The 18,134-nt window shown below is 66.5% G+C and carries 19 protein-coding genes; 8 read left to right on the plus strand and 11 right to left on the minus strand.

What is annotated here, in order from left to right; genetic code table 11:
* Positions 1 to 92: 92 nt before the first annotated feature.
* Positions 93 to 311 (minus strand): hypothetical protein, encoded by a 219-nt coding sequence (locus IEY07_RS09790; RefSeq protein WP_188895038.1) that lies wholly within the window; start codon positions 309 to 311, stop codon positions 93 to 95.
* A gap of 110 nt (positions 312 to 421) precedes the next feature.
* Between IEY07_RS09790 and IEY07_RS24440 the strand changes: the two genes are divergently transcribed.
* Together IEY07_RS24440 and IEY07_RS24445 are read left to right on the plus strand one after the other, a co-directional pair.
* Positions 422 to 835 (plus strand): amidohydrolase family protein, encoded by a 414-nt coding sequence (locus IEY07_RS24440; RefSeq protein WP_268239200.1) that lies wholly within the window; start codon positions 422 to 424, stop codon positions 833 to 835.
* Positions 832 to 1,347 carry an adenosine deaminase family protein gene (locus IEY07_RS24445; protein ID WP_268239201.1) on the plus strand — a complete coding sequence of 172 codons (516 nt, stop codon included), beginning with the start codon at positions 832 to 834 and terminating at the stop codon, positions 1,345 to 1,347. The genes IEY07_RS24440 and IEY07_RS24445 overlap by 4 nt, the downstream gene beginning before the upstream one ends.
* Positions 1,348 to 1,363: 16 nt before the next feature.
* Here IEY07_RS24445 and IEY07_RS09800 read toward each other — a convergent pair whose 3' ends face one another.
* From IEY07_RS09800 to IEY07_RS09835, 8 genes are all read right to left on the minus strand, one after another.
* The gene (locus IEY07_RS09800) at positions 1,364 to 1,978 is read right to left on the minus strand and encodes a hypothetical protein (protein WP_188895039.1); all 615 of its coding nucleotides are present in this window, start codon (positions 1,976 to 1,978) and stop codon (positions 1,364 to 1,366) included.
* Between the two features lie 17 nt (positions 1,979 to 1,995).
* Positions 1,996 to 3,195 (minus strand): low temperature requirement protein A, encoded by a 1,200-nt coding sequence (locus tag IEY07_RS09805; protein WP_229669906.1) that lies wholly within the window; start codon positions 3,193 to 3,195, stop codon positions 1,996 to 1,998.
* A gap of 423 nt (positions 3,196 to 3,618) precedes the next feature.
* Positions 3,619 to 4,410: an inositol monophosphatase family protein gene (locus tag IEY07_RS09810; protein ID WP_188895042.1), complete on the minus strand. Its 792-nt coding sequence runs from the start codon at positions 4,408 to 4,410 to the stop codon at positions 3,619 to 3,621.
* Entirely contained in the window at positions 4,400 to 5,137 is a 738-nt protein-coding gene (locus IEY07_RS09815) for a glycerophosphodiester phosphodiesterase (protein ID WP_188895043.1), read from the minus strand. Before IEY07_RS09815 ends, IEY07_RS09810 begins: the two co-directional genes overlap by 11 nt.
* 11 nt (positions 5,138 to 5,148) lie before the next feature.
* Positions 5,149 to 6,264, minus strand: coding sequence for an ABC transporter ATP-binding protein (locus IEY07_RS09820; RefSeq protein ID WP_229669907.1), 1,116 nt, complete (start codon positions 6,262 to 6,264; stop codon positions 5,149 to 5,151).
* Positions 6,261 to 7,088, minus strand: a complete 828-nt coding sequence (locus tag IEY07_RS09825; protein ID WP_229669908.1) for an ABC transporter permease — start codon at positions 7,086 to 7,088, stop codon at positions 6,261 to 6,263. The genes IEY07_RS09820 and IEY07_RS09825 overlap by 4 nt, the downstream gene beginning before the upstream one ends.
* Before the next feature lies 1 nt (position 7,089).
* Positions 7,090 to 8,031, minus strand: a complete 942-nt coding sequence (locus IEY07_RS09830) for an ABC transporter permease (protein ID WP_188895045.1) — start codon at positions 8,029 to 8,031, stop codon at positions 7,090 to 7,092.
* Positions 8,031 to 9,191, minus strand: a complete 1,161-nt coding sequence (locus IEY07_RS09835; protein ID WP_188895047.1) for an extracellular solute-binding protein — start codon at positions 9,189 to 9,191, stop codon at positions 8,031 to 8,033. The genes IEY07_RS09830 and IEY07_RS09835 overlap by 1 nt, the downstream gene beginning before the upstream one ends.
* Before the next feature lie 239 nt (positions 9,192 to 9,430).
* Between IEY07_RS09835 and ndk the strand changes: the two genes are divergently transcribed.
* The 4 genes from ndk (at position 9,431) to IEY07_RS09855 (ending at position 13,257) form a co-directional block, all read left to right on the plus strand.
* Positions 9,431 to 9,856 (plus strand): nucleoside-diphosphate kinase, encoded by a 426-nt coding sequence (gene ndk / locus IEY07_RS09840; RefSeq protein ID WP_188895049.1) that lies wholly within the window; start codon positions 9,431 to 9,433, stop codon positions 9,854 to 9,856.
* Positions 9,857 to 9,979: 123 nt separating this feature from the next.
* On the plus strand, positions 9,980 to 11,293 hold the full coding sequence (locus tag IEY07_RS09845) for a sensor histidine kinase (protein WP_188895051.1): 1,314 nt from the start codon (positions 9,980 to 9,982) through the stop codon (positions 11,291 to 11,293).
* Positions 11,290 to 11,958 carry a response regulator transcription factor gene (locus IEY07_RS09850; protein ID WP_188895052.1) on the plus strand — a complete coding sequence of 223 codons (669 nt, stop codon included), beginning with the start codon at positions 11,290 to 11,292 and terminating at the stop codon, positions 11,956 to 11,958. Before IEY07_RS09845 ends, IEY07_RS09850 begins: the two co-directional genes overlap by 4 nt.
* 54 nt (positions 11,959 to 12,012) lie before the next feature.
* Positions 12,013 to 13,257, plus strand: a complete 1,245-nt coding sequence (locus tag IEY07_RS09855; protein ID WP_229669909.1) for an MFS transporter — start codon at positions 12,013 to 12,015, stop codon at positions 13,255 to 13,257.
* Here the strand turns inward: IEY07_RS09855 and IEY07_RS09860 are convergent.
* Positions 13,169 to 14,092 carry an AraC family transcriptional regulator gene (locus IEY07_RS09860; RefSeq protein WP_229669910.1) on the minus strand — a complete coding sequence of 308 codons (924 nt, stop codon included), beginning with the start codon at positions 14,090 to 14,092 and terminating at the stop codon, positions 13,169 to 13,171. The genes IEY07_RS09855 and IEY07_RS09860 overlap by 89 nt on opposite strands.
* A 109-nt stretch (positions 14,093 to 14,201) precedes the next feature.
* Here IEY07_RS09860 and IEY07_RS09865 point away from each other — a divergent pair, with 109 nt between their 5' ends.
* Both IEY07_RS09865 and IEY07_RS09870 read left to right on the plus strand, forming a co-directional pair.
* Complete coding sequence (locus IEY07_RS09865; RefSeq protein WP_188895054.1) at positions 14,202 to 15,332, plus strand: aldo/keto reductase; 1,131 nt, start codon at positions 14,202 to 14,204, stop codon at positions 15,330 to 15,332.
* Positions 15,333 to 15,385: 53 nt separating this feature from the next.
* Positions 15,386 to 17,350: a TIGR03960 family B12-binding radical SAM protein gene (locus tag IEY07_RS09870; protein ID WP_188895056.1), complete on the plus strand. Its 1,965-nt coding sequence runs from the start codon at positions 15,386 to 15,388 to the stop codon at positions 17,348 to 17,350.
* Between the two features lie 12 nt (positions 17,351 to 17,362).
* Here the strand turns inward: IEY07_RS09870 and IEY07_RS09875 are convergent, their stop codons facing one another.
* The gene (locus tag IEY07_RS09875; RefSeq protein ID WP_229669911.1) at positions 17,363 to 18,043 is read right to left on the minus strand and encodes a 4a-hydroxytetrahydrobiopterin dehydratase; all 681 of its coding nucleotides are present in this window, start codon (positions 18,041 to 18,043) and stop codon (positions 17,363 to 17,365) included.
* Between the last annotated feature and the right edge of the window lie 91 nt (positions 18,044 to 18,134).

The following is an 18,134-nucleotide window of genomic DNA, read 5'->3' on the forward strand; positions in this document are numbered from 1 at the left end:
CGCCGACCAGGTGATCGACAAACCTGCCCTATCGGTCAGCAGCCGGGTCGCGGAACTCCTTCGGGGCCTGTTGACCAGGGCTGCCGACTGACCTACTCCCCGTGGTCCGGGGTTTGCGAGTATCTCTGCCGGGTTCCCTGCGGATCCTTTGTGCGCTCGTCCGAGTCGGCGAGCACTCCTGCCGCTTGTGCTTCGGGATCATCGCTGCCGACGGCCTGCTCCTCCGGCAACAGATGCGCTCGCTTCTCGATGCGGTCACTCTGCTCATCGTCGAGAAGCTCCTGATCTTCGGGCTCGCGCTGCGTATTCATACCTGATCCCTACCCTCGGAGCCGTCCTGCCACGCGCCTTTCAGGCGAGAGACTTGGCGGGCGACCAGGTGTATTTTGGCGCCGGAGTCCTTGCCGATAAGGAGACTGAGGTGTCTGAGGACGGACAGGTGGCATTCCCAGACGAGTGGATCGCTGCCGCGCCCAAGATCGAATTGCATGTCCACCACGTCGGTGCGACCTCAGCCGCCACCCTTGCTGATCTTGCTGTCCGGCACCCGGAGGCCGGAGTGCCGACGGATCCCGCACAGCTCGAGGAGTTCTACCGGTTCGCCGACTGTGATCATTTTCTGCGGGTCTACGCAGCCGTCTCGCGTCTGCTGTCCACTGCCGAGGATGTCTATCGACTCACGGTGGGCAATCTTGGCGAACTGGCAGCCCAGCAGGTCCGCTATGCCGAATTGACCGTCACGCCCAACGGGATACCGAGTGCGGGCGTGCCTCGCGAAGGACTTGTCGAGGCACTGGGTGCGGCGCGTGCCTTCGCGGCCCGCGAATGGGCATGACGGTCAACTGGATCCTCGACATCCCTGGCCACACGGGCGAACCCGCCGAAGTGGTCATGGATCTGTGCGAGCGGTGCCAGCCTGAAGGGCTGGTCGCACTGGGCCTGGGCGGGCCGGAGACTCCCCGAGCCGACTTCGCCCCATACTTCGCGCGAGCCCGCGCCCTCGGCCTGGGGTCCGTTCCCCATGCCGGTGAGGTGGCGGGTCCAGAAAGCGTCCGTGCGGCGGTCGACGTGCTCAAGGCGGACCGCATCGTGCCGACCCTCGCGGACCACCCGCTGCCGTCCTTGATCGGTGCCGGGATCTCGGTGTCGATCAACTCCGACGATCCGCCGATGTTCGGCACGACGCTCACCCGCGAGCTGCAGATCGCTGCGCAGTTGCTCGGGTCGGAGCAGGTACCGCAACTCCTGCGCAACGCCGTCAACGCCTCGTACGCGACCGATGAGCTTAAGGTGTCGTACCTGACCGATCTCGCGGCGTTCGAAGCCACGGCTCTCACGAAACGCTGACGAGCCCGTCGAGCTCCTACGCCTGCGGATTGGGGATCCAGGTGCTGCGCCGGCTCGCATCCCGGTCGCCCATCCAGGCGAGGTATTGCTCGTACGACGTCACTCCGTGGTCGATCACGGCCTCATAGACCCACCGACCGTGGGCCAGTTGGCCACGTTCGCGGGCCTCATGCTTGATGCGGATGATCGTTGTGCGGTCCTGCGGTCGGCTGCTGATGGCCTGTGCCTGCAGGCGCGCTGCTCGTCTGACCTCATCCTCACCGTCTTGATCACGATCACGGGTCAGCATCCAGGTGTCGATCGTCCACGGTTCGGAGTCGTCGATGATCAGCATCTTCCAGTACAGGCCGTTGATCGGTTGGCTCCGTGCGTCGACGTAGGCGATCTCTCGTACTGTCGGATCGTCGGTGAGGGGCAGCAGCACCTCGAATCCCTGCCGGGGCGAGAGATTGTCGACGAAGACCGCGAAGTCGATGTCGGGCTTGACCATCACATCGAGTGCGACCGACCCGACGAGTTCGACGCTGCCGACTGTCTCCCACCGGTGGAGGAGCCGTGTCCGGTCGAGGATCCCCAATGCTTGTTCTCGTCGTCGCTGTGCGGTCTCGAGGATCCGGACGTCGTTGACCATGACGAGACGGTAGCGATTCAGCCCCGGGTGGTCATGGCATTTTCCGACGGCGGGACGCTATGCGACTGCCCCATGGTCTCGGTGGCGACGACGGCGACCACAACGCCGGCCGCGGTGACGATCGCCGTGCTCAGCCCGCCCAGGACGGCGGCACATCCGGCGACCAGCGCGCCGACGAGGAAGCACGCGTTGCCGGCCGCGGTCAATCCACGCCGCAAGGTCAGCCACCACACGCCCAGCAGAAAGATCGCCACGGGCACCGACAGGGTCGCCCCGGCGCTGATGGAGGTGAGCCTGGTGTGATCTCCGACGGTGTCGATGGTGACCTCGATGCCGGCGGAGAACGCGCCGGCCGCGGCGAAGATCACGTAGTGGAAGTATCCGAACCGCAGGGACGACCGAAGATCCGAGATCTGCTCGTGGTGTTCCCGGGCGAAGTAGACCCACCACAGGCCCGCGGCGATGACGAGGCCGGCTGCTGAGATCACCAGCAGATCGCGGAGATGGTCGCCGCCCGCGACGGCCTCCACCACCGCATTGGTGGAGGCCAGGACCGATTCGCCCAGGACGATCAGCGTGAACGCGCCGTAGCGGTCACCGATGTGGTGTGCGTTCCAGGCCGTGGTCTTGTGGCTCTCCGCCCAGACGGGGACGGCGATCTCGGCGACCGCCAGGACGAAGAATCCGACGAAGCCGGCCAGGTCCGGCAGGACCAGCCGGACGACCCACCCGAGCTGGACGACGACGATGCCGCCGGCGTAACGGAATGCCGTGCCCCGCAGACCGGCATCGGACAGACCGGCGCGGAACCATTGGGTGACCATGGCCAGGCGCATGACGAGATAGCCGATCGTCACCAGGGTGAAGTCGGACCGGGTCATCGCCGCTTCGGCGCCGGCCGCCAGGATGAGGACGCCCGCCATCTGCACGATCGTCATCACCCGGTAGAGCCAGTCGTCGGTGTCGAACGACGTCGCGAACCAGGTGAAATTCATCCAGGCCCACCAGATCGCGAAGAACACCATTAGGTACGACAGCAGCCCCGCCCAGACCTCTCCGTCGGCGTCGAGATGATGCAGCTGCTGGGACGACAACGACACGGCAACCACGAAAACGAGATCGAAGAAGAGCTCGAGCGGGCTGGCGACCCGACCGGACTCGTACGGATCCCGCGACACCATGCGCTGCAGCGCTCTGCCGGTCCCGGTGATGGGCAACGACGTACCTCCTGGCGAATCGGCACCCGGCCGGATCGGGCCGGTGTGGTTCCTGGCCGGGCAGCCTAGCGAGCATGTGCAGCAGAGCGCGCCAGCAGTTCGGCGCGCTCAGCCGGATAGCTCGATATCCTCACGATTGCGACGTCGTCGATGGGCACCCGGCACCGGTTTCGTCGGCGAAGCCGATGTGGATCGGCTGACCGGAGCTCTTCGCACGCCGTAGGACGGTCGGTTCCTTCTCGCGCGGCCTGCCGAGGTCGCCCGGCTCGTGGCGGAAGCGATCGCGACCGATCAGACGGAGATCGTGGTCGATGAGCTGAGCCGGACCGTACGCGCCGGGTCGGCAGGCGGGTGGCCGCGCTCTCCCCGGACGTGGCCTGATCAGCTTTCCGGGGTCCGCGAGACGGCACTCCCATCGGGCCGTCAGCCGGCGATCGCTGCCTGCCAGAGCTCGAACAGCTCGTCGGCGACCTGCGGCCGTGCGGCGAGGATGCCACGGCTCTCGGGAAACGGGTCGGCGTTGCCGGCCTCGTCCCGGACGATCATGCCGGCTTCCTTGCAGAGCAGGGCAGCGGCGAGATGATCCTCGGGATGGAATTCGCCGATCACTGCGCCGACCGTCCGTCCGACCGCTACCTGGGCCAGCGTGAGCGTCGACGAGCCCATCACCCGGGTGGTGCAGTGCCGGTCGGCCAGGGACTGCAGGAAGTTGATCATGCCGGGCCAGGGTTGGTAACTGGCCCACTCGGTTCCGATCACCCCGCCGGCCAGCGAGGCCGGTGCCGAAATGGCCGGGGGCCGTCCGTTGACGGTCACACCCCGGCCGGCCGCAGTGAGCCAGATCTCCTGTCGCCAGGGATCGGCGACCACACCGACCAGCGGCGTACGGCCGACCGCCATCGCCAGCGAGAACGACGTCCAGGGCAATCCGGCGGTCAGATTCGTGGTGCCGTCGACCGGATCGCAGTACCAGGTCGGGCCGTCGCCGGCGGTGCCGCCGTACTCCTCGCCGACCACGACGTGGCCCGGCAGCTCGGCCTTGATCAATCCGCGGACCGCTTGTTCGACGCCGGTGTCGATCTCGGTCACGACGTCCGCGTCGTGCTTCTTGGTGCGGATCTCTCCCAGCGGAGAGTCCCGGGTGATGGCGATCGCCTGCTCGGCCGCCAGTCGGGCCACCCGCAGGCAGGCTTCGAGATCGATGTCACCTGTCATGGCGCAACTCCTGGAGTTGGTGGATCCTGTTGGTGGTGATGCCGTCGATCCCGCGATCCAGCAGATGCTGCATCAGCTCCGGATCGTCGACCGTCCAGCAGGTGATCGCCAGACCGTGATCGGTCGCCCAGCCCATCACGGCGTCGTTGATCATCGGCCAGTGCGGATTGAACGCCTCGGGCGACAGCTCGTTGATCATCGACTCGGCAGGCAGCCTGCCGTCGGCATCGGATTCGTCCCAGCTGAAGATGATCCGGGCCTCTGGGTCGGCATCCCGGATGATCGTGAGCGAGTCCGGCCGGCCGCACCACAGCACCTGGTCCGGAGCAATGATTCCGGCAGCCAGCGACTCGCCGACGACGGCCAGGCCCGGCGCCGCCCAGGCGGGATCGTCCATGTCGATCAACAGCGCCGCACTCGACCGGCCGATGTGCTCCAGCACCTCCGACAGCAGCGGAATCCGGTGATCATCGTCGCCGATCTTGTCGAGGTCAGGCTTGCTGATCCCCGTGATCGGGCGTGGAACGCCCCAGAGTCGTTCCAGGGTGTCGTCGTGCAGGACGACCACGGCAGCATCGGCGGTCGTCTTGATGTCGATCTCCACGACCTCCGCACCGGCGTCGATCGCCGCGTCGATCGAGGGCAGCGTGTTCTCCCGATGGTGACGGGGATCGCCGCGATGGGCGACAGCGTGGAATGCGCCGCCCCGGGTGAATCTCTCCCTCAACCCAAGCCGCGTCACCGCAACCTACCGTCCTGGTCGTAGCTCAGCACGCTGTGCAGCCGTACGCCCACGGCATCGCCCGGCCCGAGGCGCGCGATCGGTGATCGGTCGTCGAGGTAGGCCCGCAGCTCGGTGGGCTCGCCGGTCGCGGTCGCCAACTCGATCACCATCTCGGTGAAATGTCCACGAGGAATGCTCCGGATGATCTTCGCCGACGCCCCGGCCTCGACCGGCCCGAGGAGCACGTTCTCCGGCCGTACGCCCAGGCTCACCGGGCGGTCACCGGCCGCGGTTCCCGGGGTGGCTGGCGTATCGACGGGGACCGTGACACCACCGACCACGGCGACCGTACTGTCCGCACCGCCGCGCAACTCGCCGTCCAGGGTGTTCATCGCCCCGACGAAGCCGCCGACGAACCGGGTGGCCGGGGACCGGTAGAGCTCGGTCGGGTCCGAGTACTGCTCGATCCTGCCGGAGTTCATCACGGCGACCCGGTCGGAGATGCTCAACGCCTCGTCCTGATCATGGGTGACGATCACGGTCGTGATGCCGAGCCGTTGCTGGATCTCGCGGATGTCCTCCCGCACCCGGACCCGCAGTTTGGCGTCCAGGTTGGAGAGTGGTTCGTCCAGCAGCAGCACGGCCGGCCGCTGCACCAGAGCCCGGGCGAGTGCGACCCGCTGTTGCTCCCCGCCGGAGATCCGCGCCGGCCGGCTCTTCTCGTGGTGCATCAGGTTCACCAGTTCGAGCATCTCGTGCACTCGCGCCGTGATCTCGTTCTTCGGCGTCCGCCGCAGCTTGAGCGGATAGGCGACATTCTCGAAGACCGACATGTGCGGCCAGAGCGCATAGTTCTGGAAGACCATCGCCGTTGGCCGTTTCTCCGGCGGCACCCTGGTCACGATCTCGCCGTCGATGCTGATCGTGCCGACGTCAGGGTTGAGAAAGCCGGCGATCATGCGCAGGGTCGTGGTCTTGCCACAGCCGGACGGTCCGAGCAGGCAGACCAACTCGCCTTTGGCGACCACAAGATCAAGATCATCGACGATCGTCCGGCCGCCGAGATCCTTGCCGACGCCGCGCAGGACGAGCCCGGACTGCTGCTCCTCGCCTACAGAATTCGTGCTCAACGGATCTGGAATCCTTCCGCCAACTGTCCGCCCATCACATGCTTGCGAACCAACATCAATAACACCACCGACGGGATCGACAGCAGGATCGAGAAGACCGCAGCCACCTGCCGTGGATAGTTCAGCACCAGCGAATACATCTCGGTCGGCATCGTGTAGAACTCCGGGGCGCCGACGAGATAGGTGCCCTGGGCCTCGTCGAAGGATGCCAGGAAACTCATGATCAGCGCCACCAGGATGCCCGGCATGGCCAGTGGCAGGGTGATCGTGAAGAAGACCCGCAGCCGCCCGCCGCCGGCGTCCCGGGCGGCCTCCTCGAAACTGCGCGGCACCGAGGCGAACGCCGCGGCGGGGATCCAGGTCATGAAGACGATCGTGCCGAGCAGGTGTACGACCACCACGCCGCCGAAGGTGCTCATCAGGTTGAAGGCGTAGAAGAGCGCGGCAAGTGCCACGTAGAGGCCCGTCTTGGGGAAGGCGTTGGTAGCGAATAACCCGATCAGGAAGACTCGACGGCCGGGAAAGTCGAAGCGGGAGAAGGCGTACGCCGCCGGCAGGCAGATCACACTGGAGACGATCAGGGTCGTGATCGCGAATTCGATGCTGAGCCGGATCGAGGAGAACAACTGCGGGTCGTCGAAGACCCGCCCGAACCACTGCAGCGTCCAGCCGTCGGGAAGCAGTCTCGGGTAGGTCCAGCTGGTCGAGAAGGCGCGGATCGCCAGCCAGAGCAGGGGTCCGACGATGAAGGTCAACAGCGCGACGACGAAGATCACCGTCAGCACCTGGCGGGCGATCTTGGTGACCATGGTGGAGACCGGCACCTCAGACCCTCCCCGAATCCTTGGCCGAGCGGAAATTCGCCCAGACATAGAAGGCGCCGAAGACCGCGGCGACCGCGAACACCACGACCGCCATCACCACGGACTGCTGCGGCCGGTTGTAGGAGCGGAAGTAGGACACCATGTCGACACCCAGCATGCTGGGCGCGTTCGGACCGGTGAAATAGGGCATCGTGAAGGCGCCCAGCGTGCCGATCGCGGTAAACGTCAGGGCGATCACGGTCGGCACGATCGTCAATGGGGCGATCACGGTCCGAACGATGGTCAGCAGGCCCGCTCCCGCGTCCCGGGCAGCCTCGATCAGGGCGTCCGGGACGCTCTGCACACCGGAAGTGATCATCAGCGTGGCGAAGGGCAGATTCGTCCAGACCAGACCGATCGCGACACACACCATCGTGTAGCCCCAAGTCGGGCCCTGGAAACCGAGATCCGCGCACAGCGAGCGGATGAAGCCGTCGGCGGCATAGAACGTCAGCATCGCCCACGATGCGATCACGACCGGGATGAACATCGGCACCACCGCCAGTCCGGAGATCAACTTCGCCACTCCGGACCGGAACCAGGCGCCTTCCGGAGTGGTGCGCAGGTAGACCGCGATCACCCAGGCCAGCGCCGTCACGGCCAGCGTGGCGATCAACGTGACGATGATCGTGACACCGAGGTCATGGGTGAAACGTGGGTCGGTGAAGACATCGCGGTAGGCGCCCAGCGACATCCGGTCCCAGGCCCCGACGGTGTGTTGGCCACGGGCGATGGTGGCGATGGTTCGGTTGAGGCCGCCGACATGGCCGAGGCTGTAGGCGATCGCGACGATGATCGGGAAGCCGACGAACACTGCGGCGACGATGATCGGCGGACTGGCCATCAGCAGTCCGCCGATCTTGATGCGTGAGCCGGGGCCCGTACCGGTGTGCCTACGGGCCATCAGTGTCCGGGCACCTTCTGCTGCCACTGGCTCTTCATGTCCGAGTCCATGTCGGAATTGAAGCCCGGCCGCAGATTCCCGGGATCGGCATCGGCGAATTCCGACTGCACGTCCGATGGCAGCTTCGACATCGGGATTGCCGGAAAGCCTGCGATCGCCTTGGCGATCGCCGCCTGCTGCTCGGGTTCCAGCATCCAGTTGGCGAGCTTGAAACCGAGGTCCTGCTTCTTCGATGCCGACAGCACACCGCACTGCGTCGCGCCACCGGTGAAACTCGGATCGGAGATCTGCAACGCTTTGGCGTCCTTGGGAACGACTCCGGAGGCCCGGCCGCTGATGAACTGGTCCGACCATGCCGGGCACATCGAGATCTGGCCCTGGAGCAACAACTCCAGCGTTCCGTTGTTGCCGTTGGGATAGACGCCCTTCTGGTACATCGACTTGTTGAGATCGGCCAGGGCCTTGAAGCCCTGGTCCCAGTTGCCCTCCAGGTCCTTGTGGTAGCCGGTCTGCATCTGCTTGAGCACATCAGGTGTCAGGTACTTGCCCAGCACGGTCTGCACGAAGGAGTCGCCGGCGCCGCCGCTGTCGGGGGAGTTGTAAGCGAACTTGCCCGGGTTGGCCTTGATCCAGGCCAGCAGATCGTCCAGCGATTTCGGCGGCTGGCCGACCTTGGACGGCAGATAGGCCAACAGCACCGCCGAACCGCGATAGGGGATCGCGTTCTTCTCCACCGTGGCCAGGACGTCCTGGGAGATCTCGGACAGGTTGGCGACCTTGCCGGTCGGATCGGCAAGCAGTCCGGCGGCACCGGCGCGGTCGCCCATCGACTCAAGGAAGTCGATGCCCGGATCCTTCTTCTGCTGCGTTGCGGCTGCGATCTTGTTCAGAATCTGGTCCGAGTTCTGTCCGTGCAGGTCGAACTGGAAGTTGACGGTGATCCCGGTGGCCTTCTTGAAGCCGGGGATCAGCGTCTTGGTCCACAGGTCCTGGATGTTGGTGTCCGCGCCGGCATAGACGACCAGCGAATTCGCCCCGCCTTTACCACTGCCGGCGTTGTCCCCGCCGGTGGCCGCGCCGGGTCCGTTGCCCTGGCAGGCGGCGAGTGTCGCCGCGCCGGCGGATACGCCGGCGAGCGCGATGAATTTGCGACGGTCCATCAAAGCCTCCAAAGAGCAAGCTGAGCATTCAGGCGTACGTCGGCATGGGCACGAGAGCGATCGCTGGGTGAGCGATCCGCACCACCCGGTCCGGACGGCCTGGTCGGCGATGACCTAGGCGTTCGAACCGTAGGGCGTCCGACCCATGCGGACGGCAACACCGAAGTGAGATTACAGTGAACGACAGTCCTCACCTGGTCAATTACTGACGCGTCGGGCCACGTAATAAGGTCGCTCTCATGAGTGCAACCGGGGCCGAGCGGTCCTTCGTCCTGCTGAAACCTGATGCCGTACGCCGTGGGCTGGTCGGCGCGCTGCTGAGCCGGTTCGAGGCCAAGGGGCTCAGGATCGTCGCGCTCGAGCTGCGGCAGGTGACAGGCGAGCTTGCCGACGAGCACTACGCCGAGCACGTCAACCGGAACTTCTATCCGCCGCTGCGGACCTTCATCACCAGCGGACCGTCGATCGCCCTGGTCGTCGAGGGCGATCAGGCCATCGAGGTGGTCCGCGGTCTCAACGGCGCCACGGACGGCCGGAAGGCTGCTCCCGGAACCATCCGCGGGGACTATTCGCTGTCGAATCGGGAGAATCTGGTGCACGGCTCGGACTCGCCCGAGTCGGCGGCACGGGAGATCAAGCTCTGGTTCCCCGAGCTGTCCGACTGACCTGTCCTCCTGACCCGTTCGACTGATCTCCACAACCGTCCCGCCTCACGCGCGGGTCACAACTAGCGCCCGATGCTGTGATTAGCGCGGCGGTGGCGGCTCAGGGATGGGATGATGGCCCGCGTGGTTGCGGATGTCACCAGGCCCGCCCGGGTCGCCGTGAACCCGGACAGGTCCCCGACGGCCCGCTCCGGCGGACGGTGGCGCCTGCTGCTGTGGACCAACGAGGGTTCCGGAGTCGGTCGGGCCGTGTCCACCCGCGCACTGATCTTCGACTGCGTGGTCGCCGCCCTGTTCTTCGCATGCGGGTCGGTCTTCCTGCCGCTGTTCATGCCGCAGGCGATCTGGATCGACGAGGTCTTCGTCGGACTGGTGACCATGCCGTTGATGCTGCGACGCCGACTTCCGCGCACTTCGTTCGCACTGATTCTCGTCTTCGCCACCGTGCAATCGTGGGCGTTGCGACCGATCGGCATGCACGACGCCGGATTCCTGTTCGGGCTCTACTCCGTGGTCGGCTTCACCAACCGCCGGACCGGCATCGTCGCCGCGCTGCTCGCACTGGTCCCCACCTTCTCCGGCGCGCTCAACGACTGGTGGAACTTCATCGACATCTCCCTGGTCAAACATCCCGGCCTCTTCACCCGGGTCTGCACCACGACCGGGATGGTGGTTCTGGTTGCCCTGGCGTGGTTCTCCGGTGAAGGCCTGCGATCCTCACGGCTGCTGCAGGACGCGCTCGTCGATCGCACCGTCCGGCTGGAACGCGAACGTGAGCAGCAAGCCCGGCTGGCCGCTTCGGCGGAACGAGCGCGGATCGCCCGCGAGATGCACGACGTGATCGCACATGCGCTCTCGGTCATGATCGCCCAGGCCGACGGGGGAGCGTACGTGATCGACCAGGATGCCGCGGAGGCGAAGGCGGCGCTGGAACGGATCTCGACGACCGGACGCGACTCACTCACCCAGATGCGCGGTCTGCTCGGCCTGTTGCGATCCGGCGAGGGCGACGATGATCAACCGTCCGCGCCCCAGCCCGGACTTGCGGAGTTGCCGTTGCTGATCGAGGACGCCGGCCGGACCGGACTCAAGATCACCGTGCGGCGCAGGGGCTCCGAACGGCCGATCGCCGAGATGCTCGGCCTGACTGTCTATCGGCTGATCCAGGAGTCGCTGACCAATGCCCGCAAGCACGGCGGCGATCACGTCGAGATCGACATGGAAACGACGGCGCAGGGCGTCGATCTGCGGGTGACCAACGATTTTCCGGCCGAAGGCAAACAGTTGCAGACCGGAGCCGAACCCGGCCACGGATTGAACGGGATGGGGGAGCGGGTGACGGCCGTTGGCGGACGGTTCACGGCCGAGCCGACCCGCGACGGCTTCCTCGTACACGCCTGGTTGCCCCATACTGGGGACGGGGATGGAGGACGATGACGATCAAGATCTATCTGGTTGACGATCAAGAACTCGTGCGTGCAGGGTTCGCGATGGTCATCGGATCCCAACCGGACATGGAAATCGTCGGGCAGGCCAGCAACGGTGCCGAGGCGGTGGACCAGCTTGCGCACGTCGCCGCCGACGTCGTGATCATGGACGTCCGGATGCCCAAGCTGGACGGTGTCGCCGCGACCAAGATCATCACTGATCGCTCGACCGACAGGCCGCGGGTGATCGTGCTGACGACATTCGATCTTGATGAGCATGCATTCGCAGCACTGCGGGCGGGTGCTGCCGGCTTCCTGCTGAAGGACACACCGCCGAGCACGCTGTTGGAGGCGATCCGGACGGTCGACGCCGGCGATTCAGTGGTGGCGCCCAGCACGACCAAACGCCTGATCGAGCGGTTCGTCGACGAGGTGCCCGATCCCGTCCAGGGCGATGCGCCGATGCTGACCGGGCTGACCGAGCGAGAGCGCGAGGTGCTGCTGGAGATCGCCAACGGGCTGAGCAATTCCGAGATCGCCGCGAAGTTCTTCGTCAGCGAAGCGACGGTCAAGACCCACGTCGGCAGGATCCTGGCCAAGACCGGACTCCGCGACCGGGTCGCTCTCGTCGTCCTGGCCTATCGGACCGGGCTGGTCCGCCCGGCCAGGACCTGATCATCAGCCGGACCTGATCAGGGCACGGACAGACCTGCTCGTTACTGTCTGGCTGTGAGTACGGCTTCTCGGGGACCCGGCCCCGCTCTGGTGGCCATGGCGATCGGCGGCTTCGCCATCGGCACGGTCGAGTTCGCGACGATGGGTCTGCTGCCGCAGATCGCCCACGGCGTCCAGGTGACCATTCCGCAGGCGGGTCGACTGGTGTCCGCGTACGCCCTGGGTGTCGTCGTCGGTGCGCCGCTGATTGCCGTGCTGGCCGCCCGGCTGCAGCGCAAACTGCTGCTGATCCTGCTGATGGCGCTGTTCGCCGTCGGCAACTTCTCCTCCGCGCTGGCGACCGACTACCACCTTCTGCTGATTTCCCGCTTCGTCTCGGGATTGCCGCACGGCGCCTTCTTCGGGGTGGCTTCGGTGGTGGCCTCGACGCTGGCGGCCCCGGGGCGTCGGGCGCGGGCCGTCTCGCTGGTCTTCGTCGGGGTGACGATCGCCAATATCGCCGGTGTCCCGGGCGCGACCTGGCTCGGCCAACGGCTCGGCTGGCAGGCACTCTTCGCGATCGTCGCGGGGCTTGCCCTCGTCTGCCTGGTGGCCACGGTGCTGCTGGTGCCTGAAGTGCGGCGGTCCGGACCGTCCCGGATGATCGATGAGCTCAGCGCGCTCGCCCGGCCGCAGGTGTGGCTGATGCTGGCGGTGATCGGAATCGGCAGTGGTGGCATGTTCGCCATCTACTCCTACATCACCCCGACGCTGACCCGGCTGTCCGGGATCGCCGAGTCGACCGTGCCGTGGGCTCTCGCCCTCTACGGCGTCGGCATGACCGCCGGCATGCTGATCGGTGGCCGGCTTGCCGACCACTCCGCAGTCCGGACGATCCTGGGCGGTCTGGTGTCCATGGTGATCCTGTTCGCCGTGTTCGCGCCGCTGGTCGGAACGGGCCCGGTCGGAGCGTTCACGGCCACCTTCCTGCTCGGTCTGACGTGCACGATGCTGGTGCCGGCTCTGCAGACCCGGCTGATAAGCCTTGCCCCGGAGGGCGAGTCGCTGGCCGCGGCACTCAGCCAGGCCAGTTTCAACGTCGCCAACGCGTTGGGCGCCTGGCTCGGCGGGCTGTCCCTGGACGCCGGCATGGGGTACGCCGGACCGAGCCGGATCGCGATCGCACTGCCCGTGATCGGCATCGTCATCCTGCTGATCGCCGTTCGCGGAGTTAGAGGTCCGGGCCGAAGTCTGCGGTCTGGAGTCGTGCGGCGTCGGCCGACGGCGGAGAGCCGAACATCCTGCGATATTCCCGGCTGAACTGCGACACCGACTGGTAGCCGACCTCGTGACCGACCCGGCCGACGTCGCCGGCGGAGTTGAGCAGGACCAGCCGCGCCTGCTGCAGACGCAGGGTCTTCTGATACTGCAGCGGGCTCATCGAGGTGACGGCGCGGAAGTGCCGGTTGAGGCCGGCGACGCTCAACCCGACGTGGCGCGCCAACCGGTCGGCCTGCATCGGCTGGTCATAGTTCTGCTGCAGCCAGCTGATCGCCCGGGCGATGATCCGCAGCCGCGAGTCCGGAGTGCCGGCCTCCCGGACCAGTGCTCCCTGCGGCCCGGTCAGCAGCCGCCAGTGGATCTCCCGGATGATGCCGGGCGACAGGACCCGGCCATCGCGTGGATTCCGCGCCAGCCGGAGCAGTCGTGCGATCGCGTCCAAGAGATCGTCGTCGGCGTCGCTGACGGCCAGTGCCGGCCCGGTCTCCGAACGGCCCCGCCCGGTCGCACCCTCGACCACTGGCCCGGACTCCTCCAGCAGCAGCGAAGCGATCACGTCTGGCCGTAGCGGGAGCCCGACCGCCACGAACGGTTCAGCGACCGAGGCACGGGTGATGTGGCTCACCAGCGGAAGGTCGACGGTGACGATCAGGAACTGGCCTTGGCGGTACTCGTAGACCGCCTCGCCGAGCGAGGAGACCTTGGCACCCTGCAGCACCAGCGCGAGGATCGGCTTGCTCGTCGAACCGAGCGGCTGGGTGACCGCCGACGTAAGGAACAACCAGGAATCCTCGATCCAGGTCGCCTCGCCCTGCCGCTGCACCATCGACGTGACCTGGTCACGAAGAGACGTGAGGATCGACGACGTGGCCACGGTCCCAGTGAAGCACGATCACCCGAATCGTGCGGCCTTGAGCGGATCAGGCAACAGTCGGCGCGAATTGGTCTAGGCCGCCGTGGGTCCGGGAACGACGCTGGAATCCATGACATCGACAGCGAACGAAACTCTCCGCGGCGCCACGTCCGGAAGCGCCCTGGACGACTACCGCACGCTCGGCCGCTCCGGTCTGCGGATCAGCCCGGCGACGCTGGGGACGATGACCTTCGGCCAGGACCACGGCTGGGGAGCTTCGGTCATCGACTCCGTGGCGATGCTGGACCGGTATGTCGCGGCCGGTGGCAATTCGATCGACACCGCCAACGTCTACACCAGCGGGCACAGCGAGCGGATCATCGGCGACTGGCTGGCCGCGCGGCCGGGACTGCGGGACCGGCTGGTGCTCGGGACGAAGTTCTACACCAATCTGCATCCCGGTGACCCGAACGGCGGCGGCGCGAGCCGCAAGGCCATCCTGCACCAGCTCCAGGACTCCCTGCGTCGGCTGCAGACCGACTACGTCGACATCTACTGGCTGCACAACTTCGACTCCTCGACACCGCTGGAGGAGACGTTGCGGACGCTGGACGACCTGGTCAGTGCCGGGACCGTACGCTACGTCGGCTTCTCGGACGTGCCGGCCTGGGCGACCGCAGCGGCCCAGGTCACCGCGGGATTCGTCCGGTTGGTGCCGATCGTCGGGCTGCAGGCCGAGTACTCGCTGTTGGAGCGGACAGCCGAGGGCGAGCTGCTGCCGATGGCCCGGGCGCTCGGCATCGGCGTCCTCGCCTGGGGTCCGCTGCGCAGCGGACGGCTGAGCGGCAAATACTCCTCGGCAACAGCGGGCGGGAAGGTCGACACCGCTCGGCGGGAGCTGGTGGGAGATCCGACCGCCGCCGAATACGTCGTCATCGACCGGGTCAACGAGATAGCCGCAGCGTTGGGGGTGACCGCGGCCGAGGTTTCACTGGCCTGGGTCCGCGGCCGTGTTGGGATCACCTCGACCCTGATCGGTGCGCGGACCCTCGAGCAGTTCGACGCCAACCTGCACTCACTCGCGTTCGAGTTGCCGGCTGAGGCCCGCCGGGCGTTGGACGAGATCTCCGAGCCGCAGTTGAACTTCCCGGCCGAGAACAACGCCCTGCTGGCCCCGGCTCTGCAGTTCAACGGCCTCAGCGTCGACGGCGTCCAGCACCCCGCCAACATGCTGCTGGGCTCCGATCCGAAGATCTGGTAGGCCGGGCCGGAGATCGACTCCGGACGGTCCGGAAAGTTAGTCTGGTTCCCGTTATGAGTGTCGACACCAGCCCAGTGACCGGTCCCGAGTCGGTCTTCCCCCAGCTCGAGCCGCTGCTGTCCCGGGTCGGCAAGCCGATCCAGTACGTCGGTGGCGAGCTGAACAGCGTCGCCAAGGACTGGTCGCGGGCCAACGTCCGCTGGTGCCTGATGTATCCGGACGCGTACGAGGTCGGCCTGCCCAACCAGGGCGTGCAGATCCTCTACGAGGTGCTCAACGAACGCGACTGGATCCTGGCCGAGCGGACGTACGCGGTCTGGCCCGATCTCGAGGCGCTGATGCGCGAGCACGGCCTGCCGCAATTCAGCGTCGACTCGCACCGGCCGGTCGGCGCCTTCGACGTGCTGGGTGTCAGCTTCGCCACCGAACTCGGCTACACCAACCTGCTGAATGCTGTTGATCTTGCCGGAATGGCCTTGCACGCCGTCGATCGCACCGAATCCGATCCGATCGTGATCGCCGGTGGCCACTCGGCCTTCAACCCCGAGCCGATCGCCGACTTCATCGACGCCGCCGTGCTGGGCGACGGCGAGGAGATCGTGCTCAAGATCAGTGACGTGATCCGGGAGTGGAAGGACGAGAACCGACCGGGCGGCCGGGACGGCCTGTTGCTCCGGCTGGCCGAGACCGGCGGCGTCTACGTTCCGAAGTTCTACGACGTCGACTACCTGCCCGGCGGCCGGATCCGGCGGATAGCGCCCAACCGGAGCGGGGTGCCGTTCCGGGTCGCCAAGCACACGGTGATGGATCTGGACGCCTGGCCGTATCCGAAGAAACCCCTTGTGCCGCTGGCCGAGACCGTGCACGAACGGTTCTCCGTGGAGATCTTCCGGGGCTGTACGCGAGGCTGCCGGTTCTGCCAGGCGGGCATGATCACCCGGCCGGTGCGCGAGCGCAGCATCGAGACCGTCGGAGCGATGGTGCAGAACGGTATCGAGCAGACCGGACTGGAGGAGGTCGGCCTGCTGAGCCTGTCCAGTGCTGATCATTCCGAGATCGGCGACATCACCAAACAACTCGCGGATCGCTACGAGGGCAGCAATGTCTCGCTCTCGCTGCCGAGCACCCGGGTGGACGCTTTCAATATCGATCTTGCCAACGAGCTGTCCCGCAACGGCCGCCGGTCCGGTCTGACCTTCGCACCTGAAGGCGGCTCGGAGCGGATGCGCAAGGTGATCAACAAGATGGTCAGTGAGGACGACCTGATCAACACGGTCGCGACCGCGTACGGCAACGGCTGGCGGCAGGTCAAGCTCTACTTCATGTGTGGGCTGCCGACCGAGACCGACGAGGACGTGCTGGCGATCGCCGATCTTGCCAAGCGGGTGATCGAGACGGGGCGGCAGGTGAGTGGCCGGCGCGACATCCGGTGCACGGTGAGCATTGGCGGCTTCGTGCCGAAACCGCACACGCCGTTCCAGTGGGTCGGACAGACTGATCATGAAACCATCGACGACCGGCTGGCTAAGCTGCGGGAGTCGGTCCGCTCGGACCGGCGGTACGGCAAGGCGATCGGATTCCGTTACCACGATGGAAAACCGGGCACCATCGAGGGCCTGCTGAGCCGCGGAGACCGTCGGGTCGGCAAGATCATCGAGGCGGTCTGGGAGGACGGTGGCCGCTTCGACGGCTGGCACGAGCACTTCTCGTACGACCGCTGGGTCTCGGCCGCCGAACGAGCACTCGAGGGCACCGGTGTTGATCTTGACTGGTACACCACCCGGGAGCGGGATTACGCCGAGGTGCTGCCCTGGGATCACCTGGATTCCGGACTCGACCGGGACTGGCTGTGGGAGGACTACCAGGACGCGCTGGAGGAGGTCGAGCTCGACGACTGCCGCTGGACGCCCTGCTTCGACTGCGGCGTCTGCCCGCAGATGGACACCTCGATCCAGATCGGCCCGACTGGGAAGAAACTGCTGCCGATCGCCGAGGTCAAGCACAAAGTGACCGCCTGAGCTGGTGCCTGATCAGCTCAGGCAGATTTCGTTGCCTTCCGGGTCCGAGAGGATCCATGGTTGGTCCGGATGCAGTCGTCGGCCGCCGGCCGCAAGCACCGCGGCGACCCTGGCTTCCATCTGTTCGGCCGGGACGGCGATGTCGACGTGGATGCGGTTGCGCTGGGTGCGCGGCTCATCCATCTGCTGGAACCAGAACGACGGTCCGCGCCCTCGCGGATCGACGACGTCCTCCTCGGTGTCACGACGGAATTCGTAGCCGAGTGCCTCCCGCCAGAACGGCATCACCTCTGCGATGGAGAGCGCGTCGATGGAGACCTGGACGTGCTGGACCCGCGCCGGATCCGCCACGATGCCGGACTCGCGGGCAAGGACGGAGATGCTCTTCGCCAGCTCGACATCGGCAGGGCTGTATCCGGCGAAATACTGACCGACGGTGATCGTGGTCAGCCGTACGGTGACGCCGTCGTGGCGGAGGTCGATATCCGGCGGGCGGGTCGCGTCGATCTCCGGCAGTTCGGCGACCGCCACGGCGAAGTGGGCACCCTCGGCAAACGTGTCCGTGCGGAAGAACGTGTAGATCGCGTCGCCCAGCAGCCGCCAGTCCTCGACCCCGTCGGCTGCGCGGAATTCGTCCGGCATCAGCCAGCCGGGCTGCTCCCAGGGTTGCTGCTCGGTCGTGGATCCGGACATCGCGTTCCTCCACTTCTGTGTGGTCTGATCAGCCCTGCCGATCCTTGCACGTGTTGCCGGGGAAGTGGTCCGGCCCACTACCGATGAGGGA

The organism is Microlunatus endophyticus (genome assembly GCF_014646195.1).
Taxonomy (GTDB): Bacteria; Actinomycetota; Actinomycetes; order Propionibacteriales; family Propionibacteriaceae; genus Microlunatus; species Microlunatus endophyticus.